This window comes from Streptococcus sp. KHUD_018, assembly GCF_054861215.1.
Genome location: NZ_CM142176.1, coordinates 423,960 through 445,664, shown reverse-complemented (window position 1 = coordinate 445,664; position 21,705 = coordinate 423,960). Strand labels below are relative to the sequence as shown.

At 43.5% G+C, this 21,705-nt stretch carries 22 protein-coding genes and 1 riboswitch; of the genes, 6 read left to right on the top strand and 16 right to left on the bottom strand.

Annotation, left to right across the window (positions count from 1 at the left end; translation table 11 throughout):
- Position 1 precedes the first annotated feature (1 nt).
- The 10 genes from fabZ to ACVBD2_RS02245 all read right to left on the bottom strand — a co-directional run bounded on the left by fabZ (position 2) and on the right by ACVBD2_RS02245 (position 7,519).
- On the bottom strand, positions 2-424 hold the full coding sequence (gene fabZ / locus ACVBD2_RS02290) for a 3-hydroxyacyl-ACP dehydratase FabZ (protein ID WP_000565515.1): 423 nt from the start codon (positions 422-424) through the stop codon (positions 2-4).
- Positions 421-909, bottom strand: a complete 489-nt coding sequence (gene accB, locus ACVBD2_RS02285) for an acetyl-CoA carboxylase biotin carboxyl carrier protein (protein WP_038806390.1) — start codon at positions 907-909, stop codon at positions 421-423. Before accB ends, fabZ begins: the two co-directional genes overlap by 4 nt.
- Before the next feature lie 2 nt (positions 910-911).
- A complete protein-coding gene (fabF, locus tag ACVBD2_RS02280) occupies positions 912-2,147 on the bottom strand; it encodes a beta-ketoacyl-ACP synthase II (protein WP_461686004.1) in 1,236 nt (411 codons plus the stop codon).
- A gap of 25 nt (positions 2,148-2,172) precedes the next feature.
- A complete protein-coding gene (gene fabG / locus ACVBD2_RS02275) occupies positions 2,173-2,904 on the bottom strand; it encodes a 3-oxoacyl-[acyl-carrier-protein] reductase (protein ID WP_001176207.1) in 732 nt (243 codons plus the stop codon).
- Between the two features lie 43 nt (positions 2,905-2,947).
- Positions 2,948-3,868, bottom strand: a complete 921-nt coding sequence (gene fabD / locus ACVBD2_RS02270) for an ACP S-malonyltransferase (protein WP_461686003.1) — start codon at positions 3,866-3,868, stop codon at positions 2,948-2,950.
- Positions 3,861-4,835: an enoyl-[acyl-carrier-protein] reductase FabK gene (gene fabK / locus ACVBD2_RS02265; RefSeq protein ID WP_000857454.1), complete on the bottom strand. Its 975-nt coding sequence runs from the start codon at positions 4,833-4,835 to the stop codon at positions 3,861-3,863. Before fabK ends, fabD begins: the two co-directional genes overlap by 8 nt.
- A gap of 117 nt (positions 4,836-4,952) precedes the next feature.
- Positions 4,953-5,177 (bottom strand): acyl carrier protein, encoded by a 225-nt coding sequence (locus ACVBD2_RS02260; protein WP_000257840.1) that lies wholly within the window; start codon positions 5,175-5,177, stop codon positions 4,953-4,955.
- A 57-nt stretch (positions 5,178-5,234) separates the two neighbouring features.
- Positions 5,235-6,209 (bottom strand): beta-ketoacyl-ACP synthase III, encoded by a 975-nt coding sequence (locus ACVBD2_RS02255; RefSeq protein ID WP_268722881.1) that lies wholly within the window; start codon positions 6,207-6,209, stop codon positions 5,235-5,237.
- Positions 6,209-6,643: a fatty acid biosynthesis transcriptional regulator FabT gene (fabT, locus tag ACVBD2_RS02250; protein WP_000386342.1), complete on the bottom strand. Its 435-nt coding sequence runs from the start codon at positions 6,641-6,643 to the stop codon at positions 6,209-6,211. The genes ACVBD2_RS02255 and fabT overlap by 1 nt, the downstream gene beginning before the upstream one ends.
- A 90-nt stretch (positions 6,644-6,733) precedes the next feature.
- Positions 6,734-7,519, bottom strand: a complete 786-nt coding sequence (locus ACVBD2_RS02245; protein WP_125424823.1) for an enoyl-CoA hydratase — start codon at positions 7,517-7,519, stop codon at positions 6,734-6,736.
- A 203-nt stretch (positions 7,520-7,722) separates the two neighbouring features.
- Between ACVBD2_RS02245 and ACVBD2_RS02240 the strand changes: the two genes are divergently transcribed.
- The 3 genes from ACVBD2_RS02240 to serS all read left to right on the top strand — a co-directional run bounded on the left by ACVBD2_RS02240 (position 7,723) and on the right by serS (position 10,949).
- Positions 7,723-9,087 carry an aspartate kinase gene (locus tag ACVBD2_RS02240; protein ID WP_461686002.1) on the top strand — a complete coding sequence of 455 codons (1,365 nt, stop codon included), beginning with the start codon at positions 7,723-7,725 and terminating at the stop codon, positions 9,085-9,087.
- A gap of 2 nt (positions 9,088-9,089) precedes the next feature.
- Positions 9,090-9,461, top strand: coding sequence for a DUF956 family protein (locus ACVBD2_RS02235; protein WP_461686001.1), 372 nt, complete (start codon positions 9,090-9,092; stop codon positions 9,459-9,461).
- A gap of 213 nt (positions 9,462-9,674) precedes the next feature.
- The gene (gene serS / locus ACVBD2_RS02230) at positions 9,675-10,949 is read left to right on the top strand and encodes a serine--tRNA ligase (protein WP_132973508.1); all 1,275 of its coding nucleotides are present in this window, start codon (positions 9,675-9,677) and stop codon (positions 10,947-10,949) included.
- A 25-nt stretch (positions 10,950-10,974) separates the two neighbouring features.
- Here the strand turns inward: serS and ACVBD2_RS02225 are convergent, their stop codons facing one another.
- The 6 genes from ACVBD2_RS02225 to zapA form a co-directional block, all read right to left on the bottom strand.
- Positions 10,975-11,874 (bottom strand): TDT family transporter, encoded by a 900-nt coding sequence (locus tag ACVBD2_RS02225; protein ID WP_132973506.1) that lies wholly within the window; start codon positions 11,872-11,874, stop codon positions 10,975-10,977.
- 110 nt (positions 11,875-11,984) lie between these two features.
- Entirely contained in the window at positions 11,985-12,533 is a 549-nt protein-coding gene (locus ACVBD2_RS02220) for a carboxymuconolactone decarboxylase family protein (RefSeq protein WP_049544835.1), read from the bottom strand.
- 131 nt (positions 12,534-12,664) lie between these two features.
- Positions 12,665-13,987 (bottom strand): alanine/glycine:cation symporter family protein, encoded by a 1,323-nt coding sequence (locus tag ACVBD2_RS02215; RefSeq protein WP_336315212.1) that lies wholly within the window; start codon positions 13,985-13,987, stop codon positions 12,665-12,667.
- A gap of 89 nt (positions 13,988-14,076) precedes the next feature.
- A riboswitch (glycine riboswitch) is annotated at positions 14,077-14,165 on the bottom strand.
- A 168-nt stretch (positions 14,166-14,333) separates the two neighbouring features.
- Positions 14,334-16,670, bottom strand: a complete 2,337-nt coding sequence (locus ACVBD2_RS02210; protein ID WP_268722884.1) for an endonuclease MutS2 — start codon at positions 16,668-16,670, stop codon at positions 14,334-14,336.
- A gap of 100 nt (positions 16,671-16,770) precedes the next feature.
- Positions 16,771-17,319 (bottom strand): CvpA family protein, encoded by a 549-nt coding sequence (locus ACVBD2_RS02205; protein WP_268722885.1) that lies wholly within the window; start codon positions 17,317-17,319, stop codon positions 16,771-16,773.
- Positions 17,316-17,618, bottom strand: coding sequence for a cell division protein ZapA (gene zapA, locus ACVBD2_RS02200; protein ID WP_000002027.1), 303 nt, complete (start codon positions 17,616-17,618; stop codon positions 17,316-17,318). Before zapA ends, ACVBD2_RS02205 begins: the two co-directional genes overlap by 4 nt.
- A gap of 86 nt (positions 17,619-17,704) precedes the next feature.
- Between zapA and rnhC the strand changes: the two genes are divergently transcribed.
- The 3 genes from rnhC (at position 17,705) to recD2 (ending at position 21,703) form a co-directional block, all read left to right on the top strand.
- A complete protein-coding gene (gene rnhC / locus ACVBD2_RS02195; protein ID WP_268722886.1) occupies positions 17,705-18,586 on the top strand; it encodes a ribonuclease HIII in 882 nt (293 codons plus the stop codon).
- 3 nt (positions 18,587-18,589) lie between these two features.
- Positions 18,590-19,204 carry a signal peptidase I gene (gene lepB, locus ACVBD2_RS02190; protein ID WP_461686000.1) on the top strand — a complete coding sequence of 205 codons (615 nt, stop codon included), beginning with the start codon at positions 18,590-18,592 and terminating at the stop codon, positions 19,202-19,204.
- A 129-nt stretch (positions 19,205-19,333) separates the two neighbouring features.
- A complete protein-coding gene (gene recD2, locus ACVBD2_RS02185) occupies positions 19,334-21,703 on the top strand; it encodes an SF1B family DNA helicase RecD2 (RefSeq protein ID WP_461685999.1) in 2,370 nt (789 codons plus the stop codon).
- The last annotated feature ends 2 nt before the right edge of the window (positions 21,704-21,705 follow it).

Here is a 21,705-nt window from a genome sequence, read left to right as displayed (position 1 = left end):
CTTAGTTTCCAATTGCAAAGGTAAGAGTACCACTCGCTGCGAGCTTACCATCCACTTCAGCCTTTGCTTCAACCACGGCGATTGTACCACGACGTTTGACAAAAGTAGCCGTCATGACTAATTGATCACCTGGTACAACTTGCTTCTTGAACTTAACCTTGTCCATGCCAGCGTAGAAGACCAGTTTCCCTTTATTTTCAGGTTTGGACAATTCCAAGACACCCGCGGTCTGGGCCAATGCTTCCATGATAAGAACACCTGGCATAACTGGGTATTGAGGAAAATGACCATTAAAGAAAGGTTCGTTGATGGTGACATTTTTAATGGCAACAATGGTATCTTCGCTCACTTCCAAGACACGATCCACTAGGAGCATGGGGTAGCGATGGGGTAGAGCTTCTTTGATTCCTTGAATATCGATCATTTGATACGTACCAATCCTTTACCGAACTCAACCATTTCTTCATTTGAAACGAGAATTTCTGTCACCACACCATCCTTAGGTGCAGGAATCTCATTCATGACCTTCATGGCTTCGATGATCACCAAAGTCTGGCCTTTTTTAACACTGTCTCCAACTGTGACAAAGGCAGGTTTATCTGGTCCAGCAGCCAAGTAAGCCACCCCTACAAGTGGACTTTCAACGACATCACCCTCTGGAGCAACCGTCGTTTCAGCTGGTGCTGGAGCTTCTTCCACTGCACTCTCTACTGGAGTTGAAGGGGCCGAAACTACTGGACTTGCAGCTACTGCAGCTGGCGCTGGAACAACTTGAGCTGGTACTTCAGAAGCCATTCTTGCTTCATTCTTACTGAACTGCAATTCGTCCGTTCCATTTTTATAAGAAAATTCTCTCAAACTTGATTGGTCAAATTGAGCCATCAAGTCCTTGATTTCATTTAAATTCATAATTATTCATTCTCCCAACGTTTGAAAGCAAGAACCGCATTGTGTCCACCAAAACCAAAAGTGTTTGAAATAGCATAAGGGATTTCTTGCTCCAAGCCTTGTCCATAAACGACATTCGCTTCGATATAGTCTGATAACTCGCTTGTTCCAGCTGTCATTGGTACATAGTTATGACGCATGGCTTCGATGGTAGCGATGGCTTCTACTGCTCCTGCAGCACCAAGTAAGTGTCCTGTAAAGGACTTGGTTGAAGATACAGGTACTTCTTTACCAAGGACAGCTACAATCGCACCACTTTCTCCTTTTTCATTAGCAGGAGTTGAAGTTCCGTGGGCATTGACGTAAGCCACTTGCTCTGGAGAAATTTCTGCTTCTTCCAAAGCCAACTTCATAGCCTTAATCGCACCTTGACCCTCTGGATGAGGTGAAGTCATATGGTAAGCATCACAGGTATTACCGTAGCCAACTACTTCAGCCAAGATAGTTGCACCACGTTTTTCAGCATGTTCAAGGCTTTCAAGAACCAACATCCCTGAACCTTCTCCCATCACAAAACCATTACGGTCTTTGTCAAATGGAATAGAAGCACGAGTTGGATCTTCCGTAGTTGATAGGGCAGTCAACGCTTGGAAACCAGCGATAGCAAAAGGAGTGATAGATGATTCTGATCCACCAACTAACATGACATCTTGGAAACCAAACTTGATAGAGCGGAAGGCATCCCCAATGGCATCGTTTGATGAAGCACAGGCTGTATTGATTGATTTACAGATACCGTTTGCTCCGAAACGCATCGCAACATTTCCTGAAGCCATATTTGGCAAGGCTTTTGGAAGTGTCATTGGTTTAACGCGTTTTGGACCTTTTTCATGAAGACGGATAACCTGATCTTCGATTTCCTTGATACCACCGATACCAGAAGCCACGATAACACCAAAGCGATCTTTATCAATTGCTTCTACATCAAGATTAGCATTTGTCACCGCTTCTTGAGCCGCATACAAGGCATACAAAGAATAGTTGTCAAAACGGTTGGTATCTTTTTTGACAAAGTATTTATCAAATGGGAAATCTTGAATTTCAGCCGCATTGTGTACGGCAAATTCACTATGATCAAACTTAGTGATTTCACCAATTCCAATTTTTCCAGTTTGCAAACTGTTCCAAAATTCTTCTGGGGTATTTCCGATAGGAGAGGTCAATCCGTAACCTGTTACTACAACTCGATTTAGTTTCATCTGTCTTACCTATATCTTTCTTTTTTTACATGCTAAGTCCGCCATCAACAGCGAGAACTTGTCCAGTCAAATAATCTTGTTGGGCTAAGAAGACCGTGGCATCCGCGATATGATCTGCCTGACCAAACTGTTTCATAGGGATTTGCGCTAGTGTTGCTTCCTTGACCTTATCAGATAAAACAGCAGTCATATCTGACTCGATCATTCCTGGTGCAAGAGCATTTACACGCACATTGCGATTGGCAACCTCACGCGCTACTGACTTGGTAAACCCAATCAACCCAGCCTTGGAAGCCGCATAGTTGGCTTGTCCGATATTTCCCATCAGACCAACCACACTGGACATGTTGATAATCGCACCTTCACGCGCCTTAATCATCTGTTTCAAGACAGCTTGCGTCATGTTAAAAGCCCCTGTCAGATTAATCTTAAGCACTTTTTCAAAGTCTTCTTCGGTCATCTTGAGCATGAGCATATCTTGAGTGATCCCAGCATTGTTTACCAAGACATCAACCGAACCAAGTTCTGCGATTGCTTGTTCCACCATGCGTTTTGCATCTGCAAAGTCTGAAACATCACCTGAGATTGGCACCACCTTGACACCGTAGTTTGAAAACTCAGCCAGCAATTCTTCTGAGATTGCCCCGCGACTATTCAAAACCACATTGGCTCCTAGTTGAGCAAATTTGTGAGCAATAGCAAGTCCGATACCCCGACTTGAACCTGTTACAAAGATATTTTTATTTTTTAGTTGCATTCTGTTCTCCTGTTTCCTGTTGTATTTGTGGGAGAAGGGATTACTAGTTTCCCAGCAAAGCATCCAAACTTGCCAAATCTTCTACATTGGCTAGCTTAGCTGTTTTATCAATCTTTTTGACAAAGCCTGACAAGACTTTTCCTGGACCAATTTCAATGAAGTTGGTCACACCAGCATACTGCATGACTGCGATACTTTCGTAGAAACGCACCGGTTCCTTCACCTGACGCGTCAAAAGCTCTTGGATTCGGTCTTTTTCCATGATTGTAGCTTCAGTATTACCTACTAGAGGGCAAATAAAGTCTGAGAAACTAATCCCCTCAAGAGCTCCAGCTAGCTGTTGGCTAGCTGGCTCTAGAAGGGCTGTGTGGAAAGGACCCGACACATTTAGGGGGATCAATCGTTTTGCTCCTGCTTCCTGCAAGAGTTGGACCGCACGGTCAACTGCAGCCACTTCACCACCAATGACGATTTGGCTTGGAGTATTGTAGTTAGCTGGAGTGACTATACCGACTTCAGATGCTGTTTTACAAGCTTCCTCTATCACATCTACTGGAGTATTGAGGATGGCTACCATCTTCCCAGAGCCTGCGGGTGCTGCCTCTTCCATATAAGCTCCACGCTTGGCAACCAAGGCAACTGCCTCTTCAAAGTCCAAGGCTCCGCTAGCTACTAAAGCAGAATATTCACCAAGGGATAAACCTGCTACCATATCTGGCTGATAGCCCTTTTCTTTCAATAAACGGTAAATAGCAACCGAAGTTGCCAAAATGGCTGGTTGCGTATATCGAGTCTGGTTTAACTTGGTTTCTTCCTTATCAATCAAGTCACGAAGGTCATAACCCAAAACCTGACTGGCTTGGTCAATGGTTTCCTTGACGATAGGATAGCGATCATAGAGATCACGCCCCATCCCTAGATACTGAGCACCTTGACCCGCAAATAGAAAGGCTGTTTTAGTCATTTCTTACAACTCCTGCCCAACGAGAGGCTTCTTCCTGAATTTTCTTGGCAGCGCCATAGTATAAATCTTTTAGGATTTCTTCAACGGTTTCTTCTTTAGAGACCAAACCAGCAATCTGACCTGCCATTACAGATCCACCTTCTACATCTCCATGAACAACGGCTTTAGCAAGAGCACCAGCTCCCATTTGTTCAAAGATTTCTAAATCTGGATTTTCTTGTCTAAAGGCATCTTTTTCAGCCTGTTCAAAGTCACGTGTCAACTGGTTTTTAATGGCACGAACAGCATGACCAAAATGCTGAGCTGAAATAGTCGTATCGATATCACGCGCCTTTAAGATTTTTTCTTTGTAGTTTGGATGGGCGTTAGATTCCTTAGCTACTACGAAACGCGTACCGACTTGAACAGCCTCAGCACCAAGCATAAAGCCTGCAGCGACACCCTCACCGTCTGCAATTCCTCCAGCAGCGATAACTGGAATTGAGACAGCCGCAGCAACTTGGCGAACCAAGGTCATCGTTGTTAGTTTTCCAATATGTCCACCGGCTTCCATTCCTTCTGCAATAACTGCATCTGCACCAATTTTTTCCATGCGTTTTGCCAAAGCAACACTTGGAACAACAGGAATAACTGTAATTCCTGCATCATGGAAACGAGTCATGTATTTACTTGGATTTCCAGCACCAGTTGTAACCACCTTAACCCCTTCTTCAATCACGAGATCAACGATGTCTTCTACAAAAGGTGACAAGAGCATGATGTTGACACCAAAAGGTTTATCCGTAAGTGATTTGATTTTATCGATATTAGCCTTTACGACCTCTTTAGGTGCATTTCCACCACCGATGATCCCTAGACCACCAGCTTTGGATACTGCACCAGCCAAGTCACCATCAGCAACCCAAGCCATTCCTCCTTGAAAAATAGGGTAATCAATGTTCAATAATTCTGTAATACGTGTTTTCATAGTGCCTCCATCATTCCTTGCTTACGTAATAGTTCGATGAGTTTATCATTTGAGTTTCAAACTATTACCTAAACAAGAGGGAGTGGGTTTCCCCTACTCCTTCTAGTAATATGTTAATTATTTTGTTTGTTCTTCAACGTAGGCAACCAAGTCACCAACTGTTTTCAAGTTATCTTCTGCTTCGATTTGGATATCGAAAGCATCTTCGATTTCAGAGATTACTTGGAACAAGTCCAATGAATCTGCATCCAAATCATCAAAAGTAGATTCAAGTGTTACTTCTGATGCATCTTTCCCAAGTTCTTCAACGATAATTTCTTGTACTTTTTCAAATACTGCCATGATAGGACTCCTTTAAAATATAAAAAATTTATAACTATGTGTTTACCACATGATTACCTAGATTGTAAGAATGAGTGTGCCCCATGTCAAACCTCCACCGAAGCCTGATAGGAGAATCGTCTGGCTACCATCTAAACGAATCTTGCCATTCTCCACACACTCTGAGAGCAAAATCGGGATACTTGCTGCACTGGTATTTCCATACTCCATCATATTGGCAGGAAGCTTGTCTCGGTCTACACCGATCTTCTTAGCCATCTTATCCAAAATGCGGATATTTGCCTGATGAAGCAAGAGATAATCCAATTCCGATGCTGCGATTGGACCATTTTCAATGGTTTCTTTGATCGATCTAGCAACATCTCGATTTGCAAAATCAAAAACTGCTCGTCCATCCATCTTCAAAAAAGCAGGAACTGCTTCTTGATCTGAGAAAGGAGAAGCCAAAGCCGTTTGACCATAGGTCAAACATTCGCTCCGAGAGCCATCTGTATAGAGACTTTCCACAAGGAAGTGCCTTGTTTCGCTCGCTTCCAAGAGAACCCCACCAGCACCATCCCCAAAGAGAACAGCTGTCGAACGATCTGACCAATCAACCGCCTTGGATAAGGTCTCAGCCCCGATAACAATCCCTTTTTTGAACTGTCCAGAACTTAAAAACTTTTCTGCAGTTGAGAGAGCGAATACAAAGCCACTGCAAGCTGCTGTCAAATCAAAGGCGAAAGCTCTATGCGCTCCGATATTTGCCTGAACCCGAGCTGCCGTAGAAGGCATCATCGAGTCTGGGGTAATCGTCGCTACAATGATAAAATCAATCTGATCCGCTGTTAAGCTCCCTTTAGCCAGCAAACTCTTAGCAACTTCTGTCGCCAAGTCACTTGTAGACTCTGTTTTTGAGATATGTCTCTGTTTAATTCCTGTACGGCTTGAAATCCACTCATCGCTTGTATCCATGATTTGGGCCAAGTCTTGATTAGTGACCACTTGCTCTGGAACATAATGAGCAACCTGGCTTATTTTTGCAAAAGCCATTATTTCAAATCCTCCAAAAATTGATAAAGGTTAGTCAAGCCCCTGCCCATCACTTCTATTTCTTCAGAACTCATGCCATCGATAATTTTCTCGACCATGGCCTTGTGGAAACGTTTATGAAGGCGGTGAACCAAACGACCTTTCTTTGTCAAATGCAGATAGACCACACGACGATCCTGATCAGAACGAATGCGCTCAACATAACCTTTTCTTTCGAGATTATTCAAGCTGGTCGTAACAGTTCCAAGAGTTACCATCAGTTCTTTTGAAACCTTACTTGGTGTCGCCTCTGGGAACTTGCCAATCACATCAATCGTGTGCATTTCTTTGATGGAGATGTCTTTGAAACGACTACCTCGTAAGCTAACCTCCTCAATCACAAGGACATTATTAAAAATAGATGTTAAATACTCATTCACTTGTTGGTAGTCCAAAGTATTCCCTCCTTCTCAAAAAAACTTTTGCATTCAAAACATTTGACACAAAAAGTATATCAAACTTCAAAGAATTGTGCAAGTATTTTTTTATTTTCCTGAAAATTTTGGTCGTCTTCTTTCAGAATGAGCTCGAACTCCTTCTTTAAAATCTTCAGTCAAAGACAAAGATTCTTGCAACTTTAATTCCAATTCAGCATAATTCTGCCAATCCTTAAATTGGCTTTCCCAAACTAGCTTCTTAATGGCTGCGTATGAGTTTGCTGAGCCTCGTCTTAATTTCTTCAGAACTTGTTCTCTAGTTTTTTCTAATTTATCAGCTTCGCAGACACGGTATACCACGCCCCATTCCAGTGCTTTTTCCGCAGTCAAAGCTTCTCCTGTCATGGCAAGTTGCGCAGCTCGTGTTACCCCAATACTACGACTCAAGAGATGAATCCCACCAGCGTCCGGCGCCAATCCCACTCCAACAAAGGCTTGGATGAATTTTGCCTTATCAGTCGCCAAACAAAAATCGACTGCCACTGCCATATTGGCTGCAGCACCAGCAACTGCTCCATCTACCTCCATCAAAACAGGTTTAGGGATCTGCTTAATTTTATAGGAGATTGTATTGACTAATTCTGCAATCTTATTCAAAGATGGGATATCATCTTCATCCACTGCACGTTTCATCTCAACCAGATCTCCCCCAACTGAAAAGACCTTCCCATTAGCGTTAATCAAGATAAACTGAACAGCTTGATCCTGCTCTGCTAGAGTTAAAGCTTCTAAAATCTCCTCACACATTGGGATATGGAAACCATTTGCCACTTCGGGACGATTCAAAGTAATGATAGCAAGATCATCTACGATCTGATACAAGATATGATTCATAGCTTCTCCTTTTATAAGGTGATAAAATTATTTCATTGTCAAAGTATACCTTTTTTTAGATAAAGAGGCAAGAGAAAACCAATCGAAAGTGTCTCAGCTGATAAAAAACGCTCACTTTATCCTAAAGACTATACTATTTTCTTCATTGAAAAAAGCCCCTCTTTCTGCTATAATCGTATAAAATACTTACTTGAGGAGTCCCTATGAAGGTTGTAAAATTTGGCGGAAGCTCTCTTGCCTCTGCTAGTCAGTTAGAAAAAGTTTTAAACATCGTTAAAAGCGATAAAGAACGCCGTTTTGTAGTCGTTTCTGCACCCGGAAAACGCAATGCTGAAGATACTAAGGTTACCGACGCTTTGATCAAATACTATCGTGATTATGTAGCGGGAAATGATATCAGCAAGAGCCAAAACTGGATCATCGATCGCTATGCGGCTATGGTGAGCGAACTAGGCTTAAAACCATCAGTTCTAGAAAAAATTTCTAAAAGCATCCGTTCCTTAGCGACTCTTCCTATTGAAGAAAATGACTTTCTCTATGACACCTTCCTAGCGGCTGGAGAAAACAACAATGCCAAACTTATCGCAGCTTACTTTAACCAAAACGGCATCGATGCGCGCTATGTTCATCCAAGAGAAGCCGGAATTATCGTAACAAGCGAACCAGGAAACGCACGCATCATCCCATCTAGCTATGACAAGATTGAAGGCTTGGCTGATAGCACCGAAGTCCTTGTCATCCCTGGTTTCTTTGGAGTTACGAAAGAAAATCAAATCTGTACCTTCTCCCGTGGCGGATCCGATATAACAGGTTCCATCATCGCTGCAGGTGTTAAGGCTGACCTTTATGAAAACTTTACAGATGTCGATGGTATCTTTGCTGCCCATCCGGGTATTATACATCAACCGCACTCTATCCCTGAATTGACCTACCGTGAGATGCGTGAATTGGCCTATGCAGGTTTCTCAGTCCTTCACGATGAAGCTCTGCTCCCTGCCTACCGTGGGAAAATTCCTCTGGTTATCAAAAACACTAATAATCCTGACCATCCGGGCACTCGTATCGTTCTAAAGCATAGCAGTGATGAATTCCCAGTCGTTGGAATCGCTGGTGACTCTGGCTTTGTCAGCATCAATATGTCAAAATACCTCATGAACCGAGAAGTTGGATTTGGTCGCAAGGTTCTGCAAATCCTTGAAGACCTTAACATCGGTTGGGAACATATGCCAACAGGTATCGACGATCTTTCAATCATTCTCCGTTCTCGTGAACTAACTCCTATCAAGGAAGAAGAAATCCTTCGTCAGTTGGTTCAAAAAGCTGAAGTAGATCATGCTGAAATCGAACACGATCTTTCCATCATTATGATTGTCGGAGAAAAAATGAAGAGCCACATCGGTGTAACTGCTACCGCAACACGTGCCCTATCAGAAAACAAGATCAACATCCAAATGATGTCACAAGGCTCTAGTGAAGTTTCCATCATGTTTGTTGTCAATAAAGACCAAGAAAAAGCAGCTATCAAGGCTCTCTACAATGCCTTTTTCGGTGAAAGTAAGGAAGACTAATCATGGCCCAATCTCTCAATAAAGTCATTGACCTCCAAACCACTGGAACATCTTACCTCTCTATCTCTGGAAAGGTTGGAAAATTTCTAGTCGGGGACCAAGCCTTGGAGTTTTATCCCGATGTCAATGTCGAACAATATATCCAAATCCCCTGGTCTAGCGTCAATCAAATCGGAGCCAACGTAAATGGACGCAAAATCAGCCGCCACTTTGAAGTCTTCACCGATCAAGGTAAATTTCTCTTTGCCTCAAAAGACTCTGGGGCTATCCTCAAAATCGCTCGGGAAAAATTAGGAAACGACAAGGTCGTGAAACTTCCGACTCTGCTCCAGACCATTGGACAAAAATTTAAAAATCTATTTGCAAAAAAGTAGAAACTTTAGTATAATCATAGCAACGGATAAGTAGGTTATCCTCTTCTTTCAGAAAGTCTGCGGTTGCTGCGAGCAGATAGAGGAGATAAGTGAAATTCTACCGTTGCTTACAACAAAATACACAATCAAGTGCACACCTGTGAAGTTGGATGGAACCGTGGCCCTGCCACTCCAACGCTTTGTTAGGTGTGCTTTTTTCATAAAGGAGTTTTTATGTTAGATATCAAACGTATTCGTACAGACTTTGATGCTGTCGCTGAAAAACTAGCTACACGTGGTGTAGATGCTGCTGTTTTGAATGAAATGAAAGAAATCGACGCTAAACGTCGTGATATCTTGGTCAAGGTCGAAAACCTCAAGGCAGAACGTAACACAGTTTCTGCAGAGATTGCTCAAGCCAAGCGTAATAAGGAAAATGCTGATGACAAGATTGCTGCTATGCAAGCTCTCTCTGCTGAAGTAAAATCTCTCGATGCTGAATTGGCAGAAATCGATGCTAAATTGACAGAATTTACCACTACTCTTCCAAACATCCCAGCTGACAGCGTTCCTGTTGGAGCTGATGAGGATGACAACGTCGAAGTTCGCCGTTGGGGAACTCCACGCGAGTTTGACTTTGAGCCAAAAGCTCACTGGGATCTTGGGGAAGACCTTGGTATCCTTGACTGGGAACGTGGTGGAAAAGTGACGGGGGCTCGTTTCCTCTTCTATAAAGGACTTGGGGCTCGTTTGGAACGTGCTATCTACAACTTCATGTTGGACGAGCATGGCAAAGAAGGTTATACCGAAGTCATCACTCCCTACATGGTCAACCATGATTCTATGTTTGGTACTGGTCAATATCCAAAATTCAAGGAAGACACTTTTGAATTGAAAGACACTAATTATGTCCTCATTCCTACAGCTGAAGTGCCTCTTACAAACTACTACCGTGATGAAATCCTTGATGGAAAAGACCTACCAATTTACTTCACTGCTATGAGCCCATCATTCCGTTCTGAAGCAGGTTCAGCAGGCCGTGACACACGTGGCTTGATTCGTTTGCACCAATTCCACAAGGTTGAAATGGTCAAATTTGCCAAACCAGAAGAATCTTATGAAGAATTAGAAAAAATGACAGCCAACGCTGAAAATATTCTTCAAAAGCTTAATCTTCCATACCGTGTGGTCGCGCTCTCTACTGGAGATATGGGCTTCTCAGCTGCCAAGACTTACGATTTGGAAGTTTGGATTCCAGCCCAAAATACCTACCGTGAAATCTCAAGCTGTTCAAATACAGAAGATTTCCAAGCTCGTCGTGCTCAAATCCGTTACCGTGATGAAGCCGATGGCAAAGTGAAACTCCTTCACACCTTGAACGGTTCTGGACTTGCAGTTGGACGTACAGTGGCTGCTATTCTTGAAAACTACCAAAACGCAGATGGTTCTGTGACCATCCCTGAAGTTCTTCGTCCATATATGGGTGGAGCTGAAGTTATCAAACCATAAAAAATAAGGCCTAGCTAGAAGATAGCTAGACCTTTTTTCGTAACCAAATTAGATAACCACTCAAGACAAAGAGTAAAATACTTAAGCAAAGGAGGGTTTCAGCCAATATCAAATAATCCAGAAAAGGAAGTTTCAAAATTCCCTGAGCCATTTTAAGCGATGTAGCTGTGATGATGGTTGGGAAGGTTAAGGCTGAGAAAGCTGGTTGAAAGCCTTGTTTTAAAATATTGGGCAGGCGAGTTAAAACAAAGAAAAAGAAAGATTGAGACGCTAGGATCATGACGATCAAGAGCCATGTTGGCAAGCTTGCCCCTCCAACTCGAACTAGTGAGGCCAAGAGTAGGGAAAAGGGAGCACAGTAGATTCCTTCTTGTCCAAGCAAGGCCATTGGGAGTGGATGTTTCTTTAAATCCCTATAAATAAGCGGATAGAGATAGAAGGTCAAGACAAAACCAAAAATCAAGGTTGCATAGGCAATTTCAACGATGCCTACCAGAGGATAGGTCAAGGCAGCTACTGCTATCCCCACATAGAGCACCGTCCAGCTAGGAGTCGCATTGACTCTCTTGCCTGGACAGGCAAATTTAATGGTAAAGTAAGTGATTAAAGCGAGGTCCAAGAGAAAGGAAAACCACCAGAGCCCTTGTGATATCAAAGGAAGATGAGGAAACAAACGAAAGACATAAGTCGATAAAATCATCCCAGCCATGGGAAAAGTAGCCATTCCAGATAAAAGAGGGGGCTTAGTCAATTCTTGCTTGGTTTCTTCCCAATTAAAAAGATGAAGAATCAGAAAGAAAATACACAAAATTAAACCAGTCAGACTCAATAAATGCGACAGAACAGGCCAAGTATCCGCAATCAAGTTTCCTGCACCTGCCAAACCTAACAAACAACCAGAAAATACCAAGGGGAGTTTTTTCATGGCAACCTCCGTTAATCATATTATTATCAGTATAGCATAAAAGCCTTTAAAATAGCACAGAAAAATGAAGACTGGGTAGATCAGCCTTCATTTTTTATTTAGGATTCGAACTAGGCATAGGGTTGTAATTCTGGGTTAATAGGCGTATTGGCTAGGTTGTTAGCATAGTTGCAAAGGCTGGCTAAGCTGACACCGAGAACCACATCCAAGGCATTTTGTTGCGTGTAGCCAGCTTCCAAAAATTCAGTCAAGGCTTCATCTCCCACACGCCCTTTGGTATTGATGACCGCCAAGGTAAACTTAGCTAGAGTATCTAGTTTTGGATCTGTCTCAATTGGAGTACGGTTGCGGAGGGCTTGAAGAAGATCATCATTCATCTGGATTTGTTTGATTGAAAAGGCTGTGTGACCTGCGACGCAGAAAGCACAACCATTGGTTACGGCAGCTGTGATTTGCACTACTTCGCGTTCCACTGGTGTCAGGCTATTGCGACGGTTGATGGCTCCGACAGTTCGGTAGGCTTCAAGCGCGGTAGGAGCATTAGCCAAGAGACCGATTAGGTTGGGAATATAGCCATTGTTATCTTTTTCTACTGTTTCAAGAACTTCTTTCACTTCTGCTGGTGCTGATTCTACTGTGTGGATGGTAAATGTTGTCATAAGAAACCTCTTTTCATTTTATTGTCATTTAGTCTATCATAGAATTTTCCACTTGGATAATATATATTTTCAATCGCCTTGATAAGAAATATCTATGAAATGAAAAAAATCACACTAAAAGTGTGATTGGGTTAGTGTTTAAAATACTTTTTAGTCTCAGCAATGACGACTGGCGACAAGACTAAGAGGGCAATCAAGTTTGGCAAAGCCATCAGGGCATTGACGATATCTGCGATAATCCAGACCATATCCAGCTCGATAAATCCTCCCAACAAGACCATGACTACAAAGACCACACGGTAGAGCCAGATAAAGCGGACACCAAAGAGAAACTCGAAACAACGCTCTCCGTAATAGTTCCAACCGAGGATTGTCGTAAAGGCAAAGAGTACAAGGAAGATGGTCAAGAGGGCAGGTCCAAAGTGTGAAAAAACTGTTGAAAAGGCTGACTGGGTCAAGGCAACACCATTTAAATCTCCGCTCCAAACACCAGTTACTAAGATTGTTAGACCTGTCAGAGTACAGATAATCAAAGTATCAATAAAGGTTCCTGTCATGGAAATCAAGCCTTGCTCTACAGGCTCATTAGTCTTAGCTGCAGCCGCTGCAATCGGAGCTGAACCAAGACCAGATTCGTTAGAGAAGACTCCTCGCGCCACACCATTTTGGATAGCCATCCGAATGCTGGCACCTGTAAAACCACCTACCGCAGCAGCTGGACTAAAGGCTGAAGTAAAGATGAGGGTAAGTGTGGCTGGGATTTTCTCGATATTAAAGAGTATAACTGTAAGAGTTCCTAAAATATAGACAATAGCCATAAAAGGAACGACTGCTGTCGAAACCTTTGAAATGGATTTGAGGCCACCAAAGACGGCAATTCCTACAAAAATGGATAAAATCAGAGCCGTGATAGCTGGATCAACTTGGGCTGTATTTTGAATGGATTCTGTAATCGAATTGACTTGGGTAAAGGTACCAATCCCTAGAAGGGCTACCAATACACCCGCTAGGGCAAAGAAGATAGCAAGTGGACGCCACTTTTCTCCCATTCCCAAAAGGATGTAGTGCATGGGTCCTCCAGCTATAGCTCCATTTGCATCCTTGCTACGGTATTTGATGGCCAGCAAGCCTTCAGCATACTTGGTTGCCATCCCAAAGAATGCAGCCATCCACATCCAAAAGAGAGCGCCTGGCCCACCAACCTTGATGGCTGTCGCGACCCCGATGATATTTCCCGTACCAACGGTGGCGGCTAGAGCCGTACAGAGAGCAGCAAAACTCGACACATCGCCGTGCCCCTTATCCTTGGTGAAAATTAACTGAAAGGCTTTAGGGAGACGAGCCACCTGCAAAAGGCCTAGTCGGATGGTCAAATAGATACCCGTTCCGACCAATAAGATTAAAAGGGGAGGCCCCCAAACGAAAGCATCAAGCGCTTTTATCAATTCTAACATATCCTTCTCCTATCTTTCAACCCCAAAAGAAAGAGCACATGCAAGATACATGTACTCTGGAATGCTTAGATAAATGCTAAAAAGCGGTCTATCTTAGCTCTGTCCTTTTACCTGAGAGTTTGAGCAGTTGCCTGCCTTGCCCCTTCGGTGCCTTTACGGTCTCTCCAGAGTTCCGTCCATTTACAGTCATGGAAAACAAACCTTTCTCCATTTCTATTAAACTTCATTCGGTGTTGGTATTTTATTTTTTATTATTCTACAAGAAAAGTTAACCTTTGTCAATGTTTTCTATGAAAATTTTTAGTTTTCATTTCTTTTTTTCAGAAAGATTGACTCCTTCTTCTCTCTATCCTTTAAAGGTCACAATGGTTGCGCCACTACCGCCAGCATTCTGTGGAGCATAGCCGAAACTCTTAACATGCTTGTTTCTTTGCAGGTATTTGGTGACGCCCTCACGGATGACACCTGTTCCGATACCATGGATGATGTCGACTTGCGCCATGTTATTAAGCAAGGCTTGATCGATAAAGGCGTCCAGCTCATTCATGGCTTCTTCGTACCGTTTGCCACGAAGATCTAGTCTCGCCTGTGGACCACGACCAGATGCACGTTTCACGACATTGACTTGTTTTTTCTTGACTGGGGCTTCTTGTTGAGCCTGAACAAGGTCAAATTCTTTCTCTTCCAAGGTCATCTTGATCAAACCAACTTGGGCTTCCCAACGGCCGTCCTTAAGTTGACTGGTCAAGGTACCACGTTGGCCATAACTGAGAACCACAATGTCATCTCCCACCTTTGGAGCTCGTTTTTTCTTGGCCTTTTGAAGGACCTTGTTTTTAGACAAGTCGACTTTTTCAGGGGCGAGTTTTTTCAGCTTAGCCTTGGCTTCAATGATTTCATGGGGTTTTAGTTGAGACTTGCTGTGGAGATTTTTGAGAATCTGGTCACTCTCACTTAGAGCGAGTTCCACAATTTCAGCGGCTTGTTCACGCGCCTTGTTGAGCTCAGTTTCCTTTTCACGATTGAGCTCATTGTAGAGTTTTTTGAGTGCCCGGTTCATCTTGAGGTTTTCTTGCTCCACCTCACGAATATTGTCCAAGCGTTTGCGACTTTCAAGCGTTTGCTCTTCCAATTGTTCAATGATACGGTTGACATCATTATCTTGATTGACCTGCTGGCTAGCATCTTCGACAATGACATCTGACAAGCCCAGACGTTTGGCAATTTCAAAGGCATTACTTCGACCAGGAACTCCCTGCATAAAGCGATAGGTCGGACGCAGACTGGCTGTATCAAACTCCATGCTGGCATTTTGCACAAAGGCTGTCTCGATACCATAGGCCTTGAGTTCTGGATAGTGGGTCGTCGCCATGGTCTTGACCTGACGGAGACGAAGATCCTCCAAAATAGCCATAGCGAGGGCTGCCCCTTCCTGCGGATCGGTACCTGCCCCAAGCTCATCTAGCAATAAAAGAGAGTGTTGGTTGACCTTGCCAAGAATATCTACAATATTGGTCATGTGACTGGAGAAGGTAGACAAACTTTGCTCGATAGATTGCTCATCCCCGATATCGGCGAAGATTTCTTCAAAAATACCGACACGGCTTCCTTTATCAGCTAAAATGGGCAAGCCTGACTGGGCCATGAGTTGAGTCAAGCCCAGGGTTTTGAGCATGATGGTCTTCCCACCCGTATTGGGACCTGTAATGACAATGACCGTTAATTCCTTACCAAAGTGTACATCGTTTGCGACAGCATTTTTGACCAAAGGATGGCGAACATGAAGGAGTTGAATTTCTTGATTCTCTGAAAGTTGAGGAACGACTGCTTGTCTTTCTTGGATGAAACGCACCTTAGCACGAATCAGATCCAGATGGCCAATAATCCAAGCGTCATTAGCAATCTCAGCAGCATGAGGGCGGACGCGTTCTGATAGCTCCTGCAGGATACGAATCATCTCATAGCGTTCGTCAGCTCGTAGACTAGCGATTTCTTCGCTCAGTTTCACGACCTCACGTGGCTCGATATAGACCGTATTCCCACTGGCAGAGATGTCATGAACAACACCTGCAATCTTGTTACGATAGGTGTTCTTGACAGGTAAAACCTGACGGCCATTTCTGCTAGCAATTATGCCTTCCGTCAACATCTGCGCTTTTTGTTTAAGTAAGTCTTGCAAGACATCTCGAACTTGACTCTCGCTATCATGGATTTTCCGACGGATGCGTGCTAGCTCTTCACTGGCAAAATTCTCGATAAATCCTGCGTCATTTAGGGCTTGAAGATTCCCTTGCAACTGTGGAAAATCATGCAGTTTTTCAAACCATCTCGCCAACTGATCCAAGCGTACATTTTCGAGATTGGCATAAAAACTTTGCAACTCTCTGCTAGCAAGCAAGACCCGTTTGAGAAGCAGGAACTCCTCGATATTGAGGTCTGCCCCCATTTCGAGACGCTTGCAGACAGCTGAAATCTCACGTGTCGCTAAGATGGTAAAGTGAGGTTGCTCCACAAATAGGGCTTGCATTTCCTCCATCTCAGCAAAAGCCTGTTTGATTTTATCCTCCTTGGTAGTCGGAGCCAAACCTTTTAGCTCCTCTAGTCCTTGTTCTGTCAAGAGATGAGGTTCAAACAAGGCTTTGATTTTATTAAATTCTAAGGTTTCTAGTATTTTTGTATTCATATTCTTTCCTTGTATGCTGGTTTACAAGATTATAGCAACTAGAGGTTTTGACCTAGCCGTCCAATCTGTAAACAAAGGGCTAGGAAAAATCCCGCCCTTTTTATCCGATTAAATTTGTCACCCAGAGTTGTTTGATAAAGTTTGTCGTAAAAGGGATACTTTGGATGATGTGTTTAGCTACCACGCTCTTTTCAAGTGAATTTTGAACGGCTACCATAGGCACCGTTGCAAGAATGGTCAAAGCCATTTGCAAGACAAATAAGGTTACCAATAGAGACAAGACACCTGCTCCAATACGAAACCAGGTGCCCCCTAGCTTCTTAGTCAGAATCAAGTGTAGGAACAAACCGATAAAACGTCCAATACTGTAACAAATCCCAAAAACTAGAAGGTAGGCCAGACCCGCATAAAAGACTTTATCTAGTTGAAAAAGCTGGTCTGAAGGGAAGAAAAAGGTACCCTGCCCTTCCTGAGGATTGGCATAAGGGACAAGCAAGTGAAATTGATTTCCCAGCGATTTATAAAACTGCCCAGCAATAAAGGCTGAAATCACTGCCACGAGGAAATAATAAACTTGTAGCACCAAACCTCTACGGTAGCCGATGTAAAAACCCCAAGCTAGAACCAGTAAGAGAAGGATCGAAATCATAGGGAATCCTCAATCTTGCTCTGCTCTTGCTTGACTGCCACTAGCTTATTTCGAAGGTCTTTAAGCTCCTGCTCCTTATCGTCAAACTCAATCTCACGACTAAGCTGCGTCGATAGGCTGTTAATCGCTAAAAGGAGAGCAATGGTTTCATCATCTGCCCCAGGCATTTGTTCCTTAATTGCTTGGTATTTTTCAGTCGCAACCTTAGCGATTTCCTCCATAAAGAGGTTGTCATGCTCGGTTGTCAAGGTTAATGTCTTTTTCCCGAATGTAAACTTATATCGATTTAGATTTGCCATAAAATTCACCTCACGATATTATACCAAATTTCGCTAACTTTGTCAGTTTTTACCAATTCTCCTGCTTTTGTGGTACAATAGAGACTATGGCAAGTATCACACTCACACCAAGTGAACAGGAAATTCAGAGCTTTTTGAATCAGTATCAGAAGGCTCTCAATCCTAGTAAAAATCCCTATATTCGCTATTTTTTGCGACTGCCTCAGGCAACCGTTTCTATCTACACTTCTGGGAAAGTCCTCCTGCAGGGCGAAGCTGCTGAGCAGTACGCCAGTTTCTTTGGTTACCAAGTTCAACAAGAAAACAGTGGACAAGATTTTCCTATGATTGGGACTGACGAGGTGGGAAATGGTTCCTACTTTGGTGGGCTTGCTGTCGTGGCTTCCTTCGTGACAGCTGACCAGCATGACTTCTTGCGAAAATTGAGTGTGGGGGATTCCAAGACTCTGACAGACCAAAAGATTCGTCAGATCGCCCCTGTCCTCAAGAAAAAGATCCAGCATCAAGCACTTCTTCTTTCACCGAGCAAGTACAACGAAGTTATCGGAGAACGTTACAATGCTGTTTCTGTAAAGGTTGCCCTTCACAATCAGGCTATCTTTCTCCTTCTCCAAAAAGGAGTTCAGCCAGAAAAAATCGTCATTGATGCTTTTACAAGTCCTAAAAACTATGACAAGTACTTGACCCAAGAAGCCAATCGTTTCCCAAACAAGATCAGCTTGGAAGAAAAAGCCGAGGGAAAATACCTAGCTGTTGCAGTTAGCTCCATCATCGCGCGAGATCTCTTCCTCGAAAGCTTGGAAAATCTTGGACGAGAACTAGGCTATCAACTGCCAAGTGGCGCTGGAACTGCATCTGATAAGGTTGCTAGCAAAATCCTTCAAGCCTATGGCATGAAAGGGCTCAACTTCTGTGCCAAGCTTCATTTTAAAAATACTGAAAAAGCCAAAGCACTTCTGGAAAGGTAAATTATGAATTATTTTAAAACATTTCTAAAAGAGTGGGGACTTACGTTCCTCATCATTATAGTAGTTGGTCTCAGTCGTCTCTTTCTATGGACCAATGTCCGCGTGGAAGGACACTCTATGGATCCGACCCTAGCTGATGGAGAGATTCTTTTTGTCGTCAAACACCTCCCTATTAACCGCTTTGACATTGTAGTTGCCCATGAAGATGATGGAAATAAAGACATCGTTAAACGCGTCATCGGCATGCCCGGAGATACCATTCGCTACGAAAACGACAAGCTCTTTATCAACAATCAAGAAACTGACGAACCTTACCTAGCAGACTACCTCCAACAGTTTAAAAATGATAAACTGCAAAACGCCTATTCGGGGAAAGGCTTTGAAGGGGATAAGGGAGTCTATTTTAGAAGTCTAGCCCAGAAAGCCCAGGCCTTTACTGTCGATGTAAATTTCAACACCAGCTTCAGCTTTACCGTACCCGAGGGTGAGTACCTCCTCCTTGGAGATGACCGTTTGGTTTCTAGCGACAGCCGCCATGTTGGTACCTTCAAGGCTAGCGAAATCAAAGGCGAAGCAAAATTCCGTTTCTGGCCACTCAACCGTATCGGAACTTTTTAAGATAAGGAAGAGGCCGAGAATGCTAAGTCTCAGCCTCTTTTTCTATTGCGAGAAGAAGACCTTTTAGTCTCCTAGCTTGTTGAAAGAAGCTAAGGGTCCAACTCTCACGAACTCATGTAAAGGAAACCTATGGAAGTTTATTTTTCAGGCACCATTGAACGGATTATTTTTGAAAATCCCAGTAATTTTTATCGCATTCTCCTCCTAGATATTGAAGATACCAATGCGGAGGACTTTGACGATTTTGAAATCATCGTCACCGGAACCATGGCGGACGTGATTGAGGGTGAAGACTACACTTTTTGGGGGCAAATCGTTCAGCACTCCAAGTATGGGGAACAGCTTCAGATCAACCGTTATGAACGCGCAAAACCCACTAGTAAGGGTCTAGTCAAGTACTTTTCTAGCAGTCATTTCAAGGGAATTGGTCTCAAAACGGCCCAAAAAATCGTTGATAGCTATGGTGAAAATACCATTGACGAAATTCTGGAACATCCTGAAAAGCTAGAAAGTATTGCAGGACTCTCTGCCAAAAACCGTGAGGCTTTCGTCTCTACCCTCCGTCTTAACTACGGAACGGAGATGGTCTTGGCAAAACTGGCCAACTACGGCATTCCCAATAAACTGGCCTTTCAGATTCAAGACTTTTACAAGGAAGAAACGCTGGATATTGTCGAAAACTATCCCTACCAACTGGTTGAAGATATCAAAGGATTGGGTTTTACCATTGCAGACCAATTGGCTGCCGAACTAGGCATCGAAAGTCAAGCTCCCGAGCGCTTCCGTGCTGGCCTTGTCCACAGTCTCTTTCAAGGCTGTATGGATACGGGCGATACCTATATGGAAGCCCGAGATTTGCTGGAACAAACCCTGACTCTCCTAGAGTCTTCCCGTCCCGTGGAACTCGATCCCAGCCAAGTTGCTCAGGAATTATCTCATCTGATCGAAGAAGACAAGGTTCAGCAGATTGATACCAAAATCTTTGATAACAGCCTCTTTTTTGCTGAGGAAGGCATTCGCAGTCACTTGGTTCGTATCCTTGAAAAAGAAAAGCAGAAAAGCCAGGATCTAGAAACCATTCAAAAACATATCGCTACTGTCGAGCAAGAATTAGGTATCCAGTACGATGACATTCAAAAGCAGGCTATCTGTGACGCTATCCAGAACAAGGTCTTTATCCTAACAGGTGGACCTGGTACTGGTAAAACGACTGTTATCAATGGGATTATCGCTGTTTATGCCCTCTTAGAAGGGCTTGATCTCAGGAAGAAAAGCAGTCTGCCTATCCTTCTAGCAGCTCCAACTGGTCGAGCGGCTCGGCGCATGAATGAATTAACAGGTTTGCCTAGCGCTACTATACACCGCCATTTGGGAATGACGGGAGACGATGATACCAGTCATCTGGAAGATTATCTGGATGCCGACTTTATTATCGTGGATGAGTTTTCTATGGTGGACACTTGGCTAGCTAACCAACTCTTCTCCAACATCTCTTCTAACAGTAAAATACTCATCGTGGGCGATAGCGACCAGCTACCTTCTGTTAGTCCCGGACAAGTCCTGGCTGATCTCCTCCAGATACCCCTGATACCTCAGATGCGTTTGGAACGGATTTACCGTCAGAGTGAAGAATCAACTATCGTCACCTTGGCTAGTCATATTCGACAAGGCATCTTGCCAGCCGACTTTACCCAGAAAAAGGCAGACCGTTCCTACTTTGAAATCGCTAGTGGCCATATCCCAGCTACCATTGAGAAAATCCTCGGCGCTGCCCTCAGAAGTGGCATTCCGGCGCGTGATATTCAGGTGCTAGCGCCTATGTATCGAGGAACTGCTGGTATTGACGCCATCAACCAACTCATGCAAGACCTGCTCAATCCTCAGCAAAAGGGGCAAGTTAGCTTTGAAGCAACTCAGTGTCACTATCGAACAGGGGACAAGGTTATTCACCTAGTCAACGACGCTGAAGTCAATGTCTTTAATGGAGACCTAGGCTACATCACAGACCTGATTCCTGGAAAATACACCGAGTCCAAACAAGACGAGATTGTCATTGATTTTGATGGAAATGAAGTCATCTACCCACGTAACGAATGGTACAAGATTCGACTAGCCTATGCCATGAGCATCCATAAGTCTCAAGGAAGTGAGTTTCCTGTTGTCATCCTGCCCATAACCAGTGCTAGCAAGCGCATGCTGGAGCGGAATCTCATCTACACAGCCATTACACGGGCCAAGAGCAAGCTCATCCTTCTTGGCGAATTACAGGCCTTTGACTATGCAATCAAGCATATCGGGACTGCCCGCAAGACCTATCTGATTGAGCGCTTCAGTGATTTAATTGAAAATAATATTGAAGAAAGCAAACAAGCCTTCTCTGAAACTGCCACACCAAGTGACTCTGAACAATCCTACATCCTCACCGAGAAAAACTGGTCTAGTATTCCAGCTATGATTGGGATTACAGATACAGATCTCAAAGAGATTTTTGGAAAATAGTG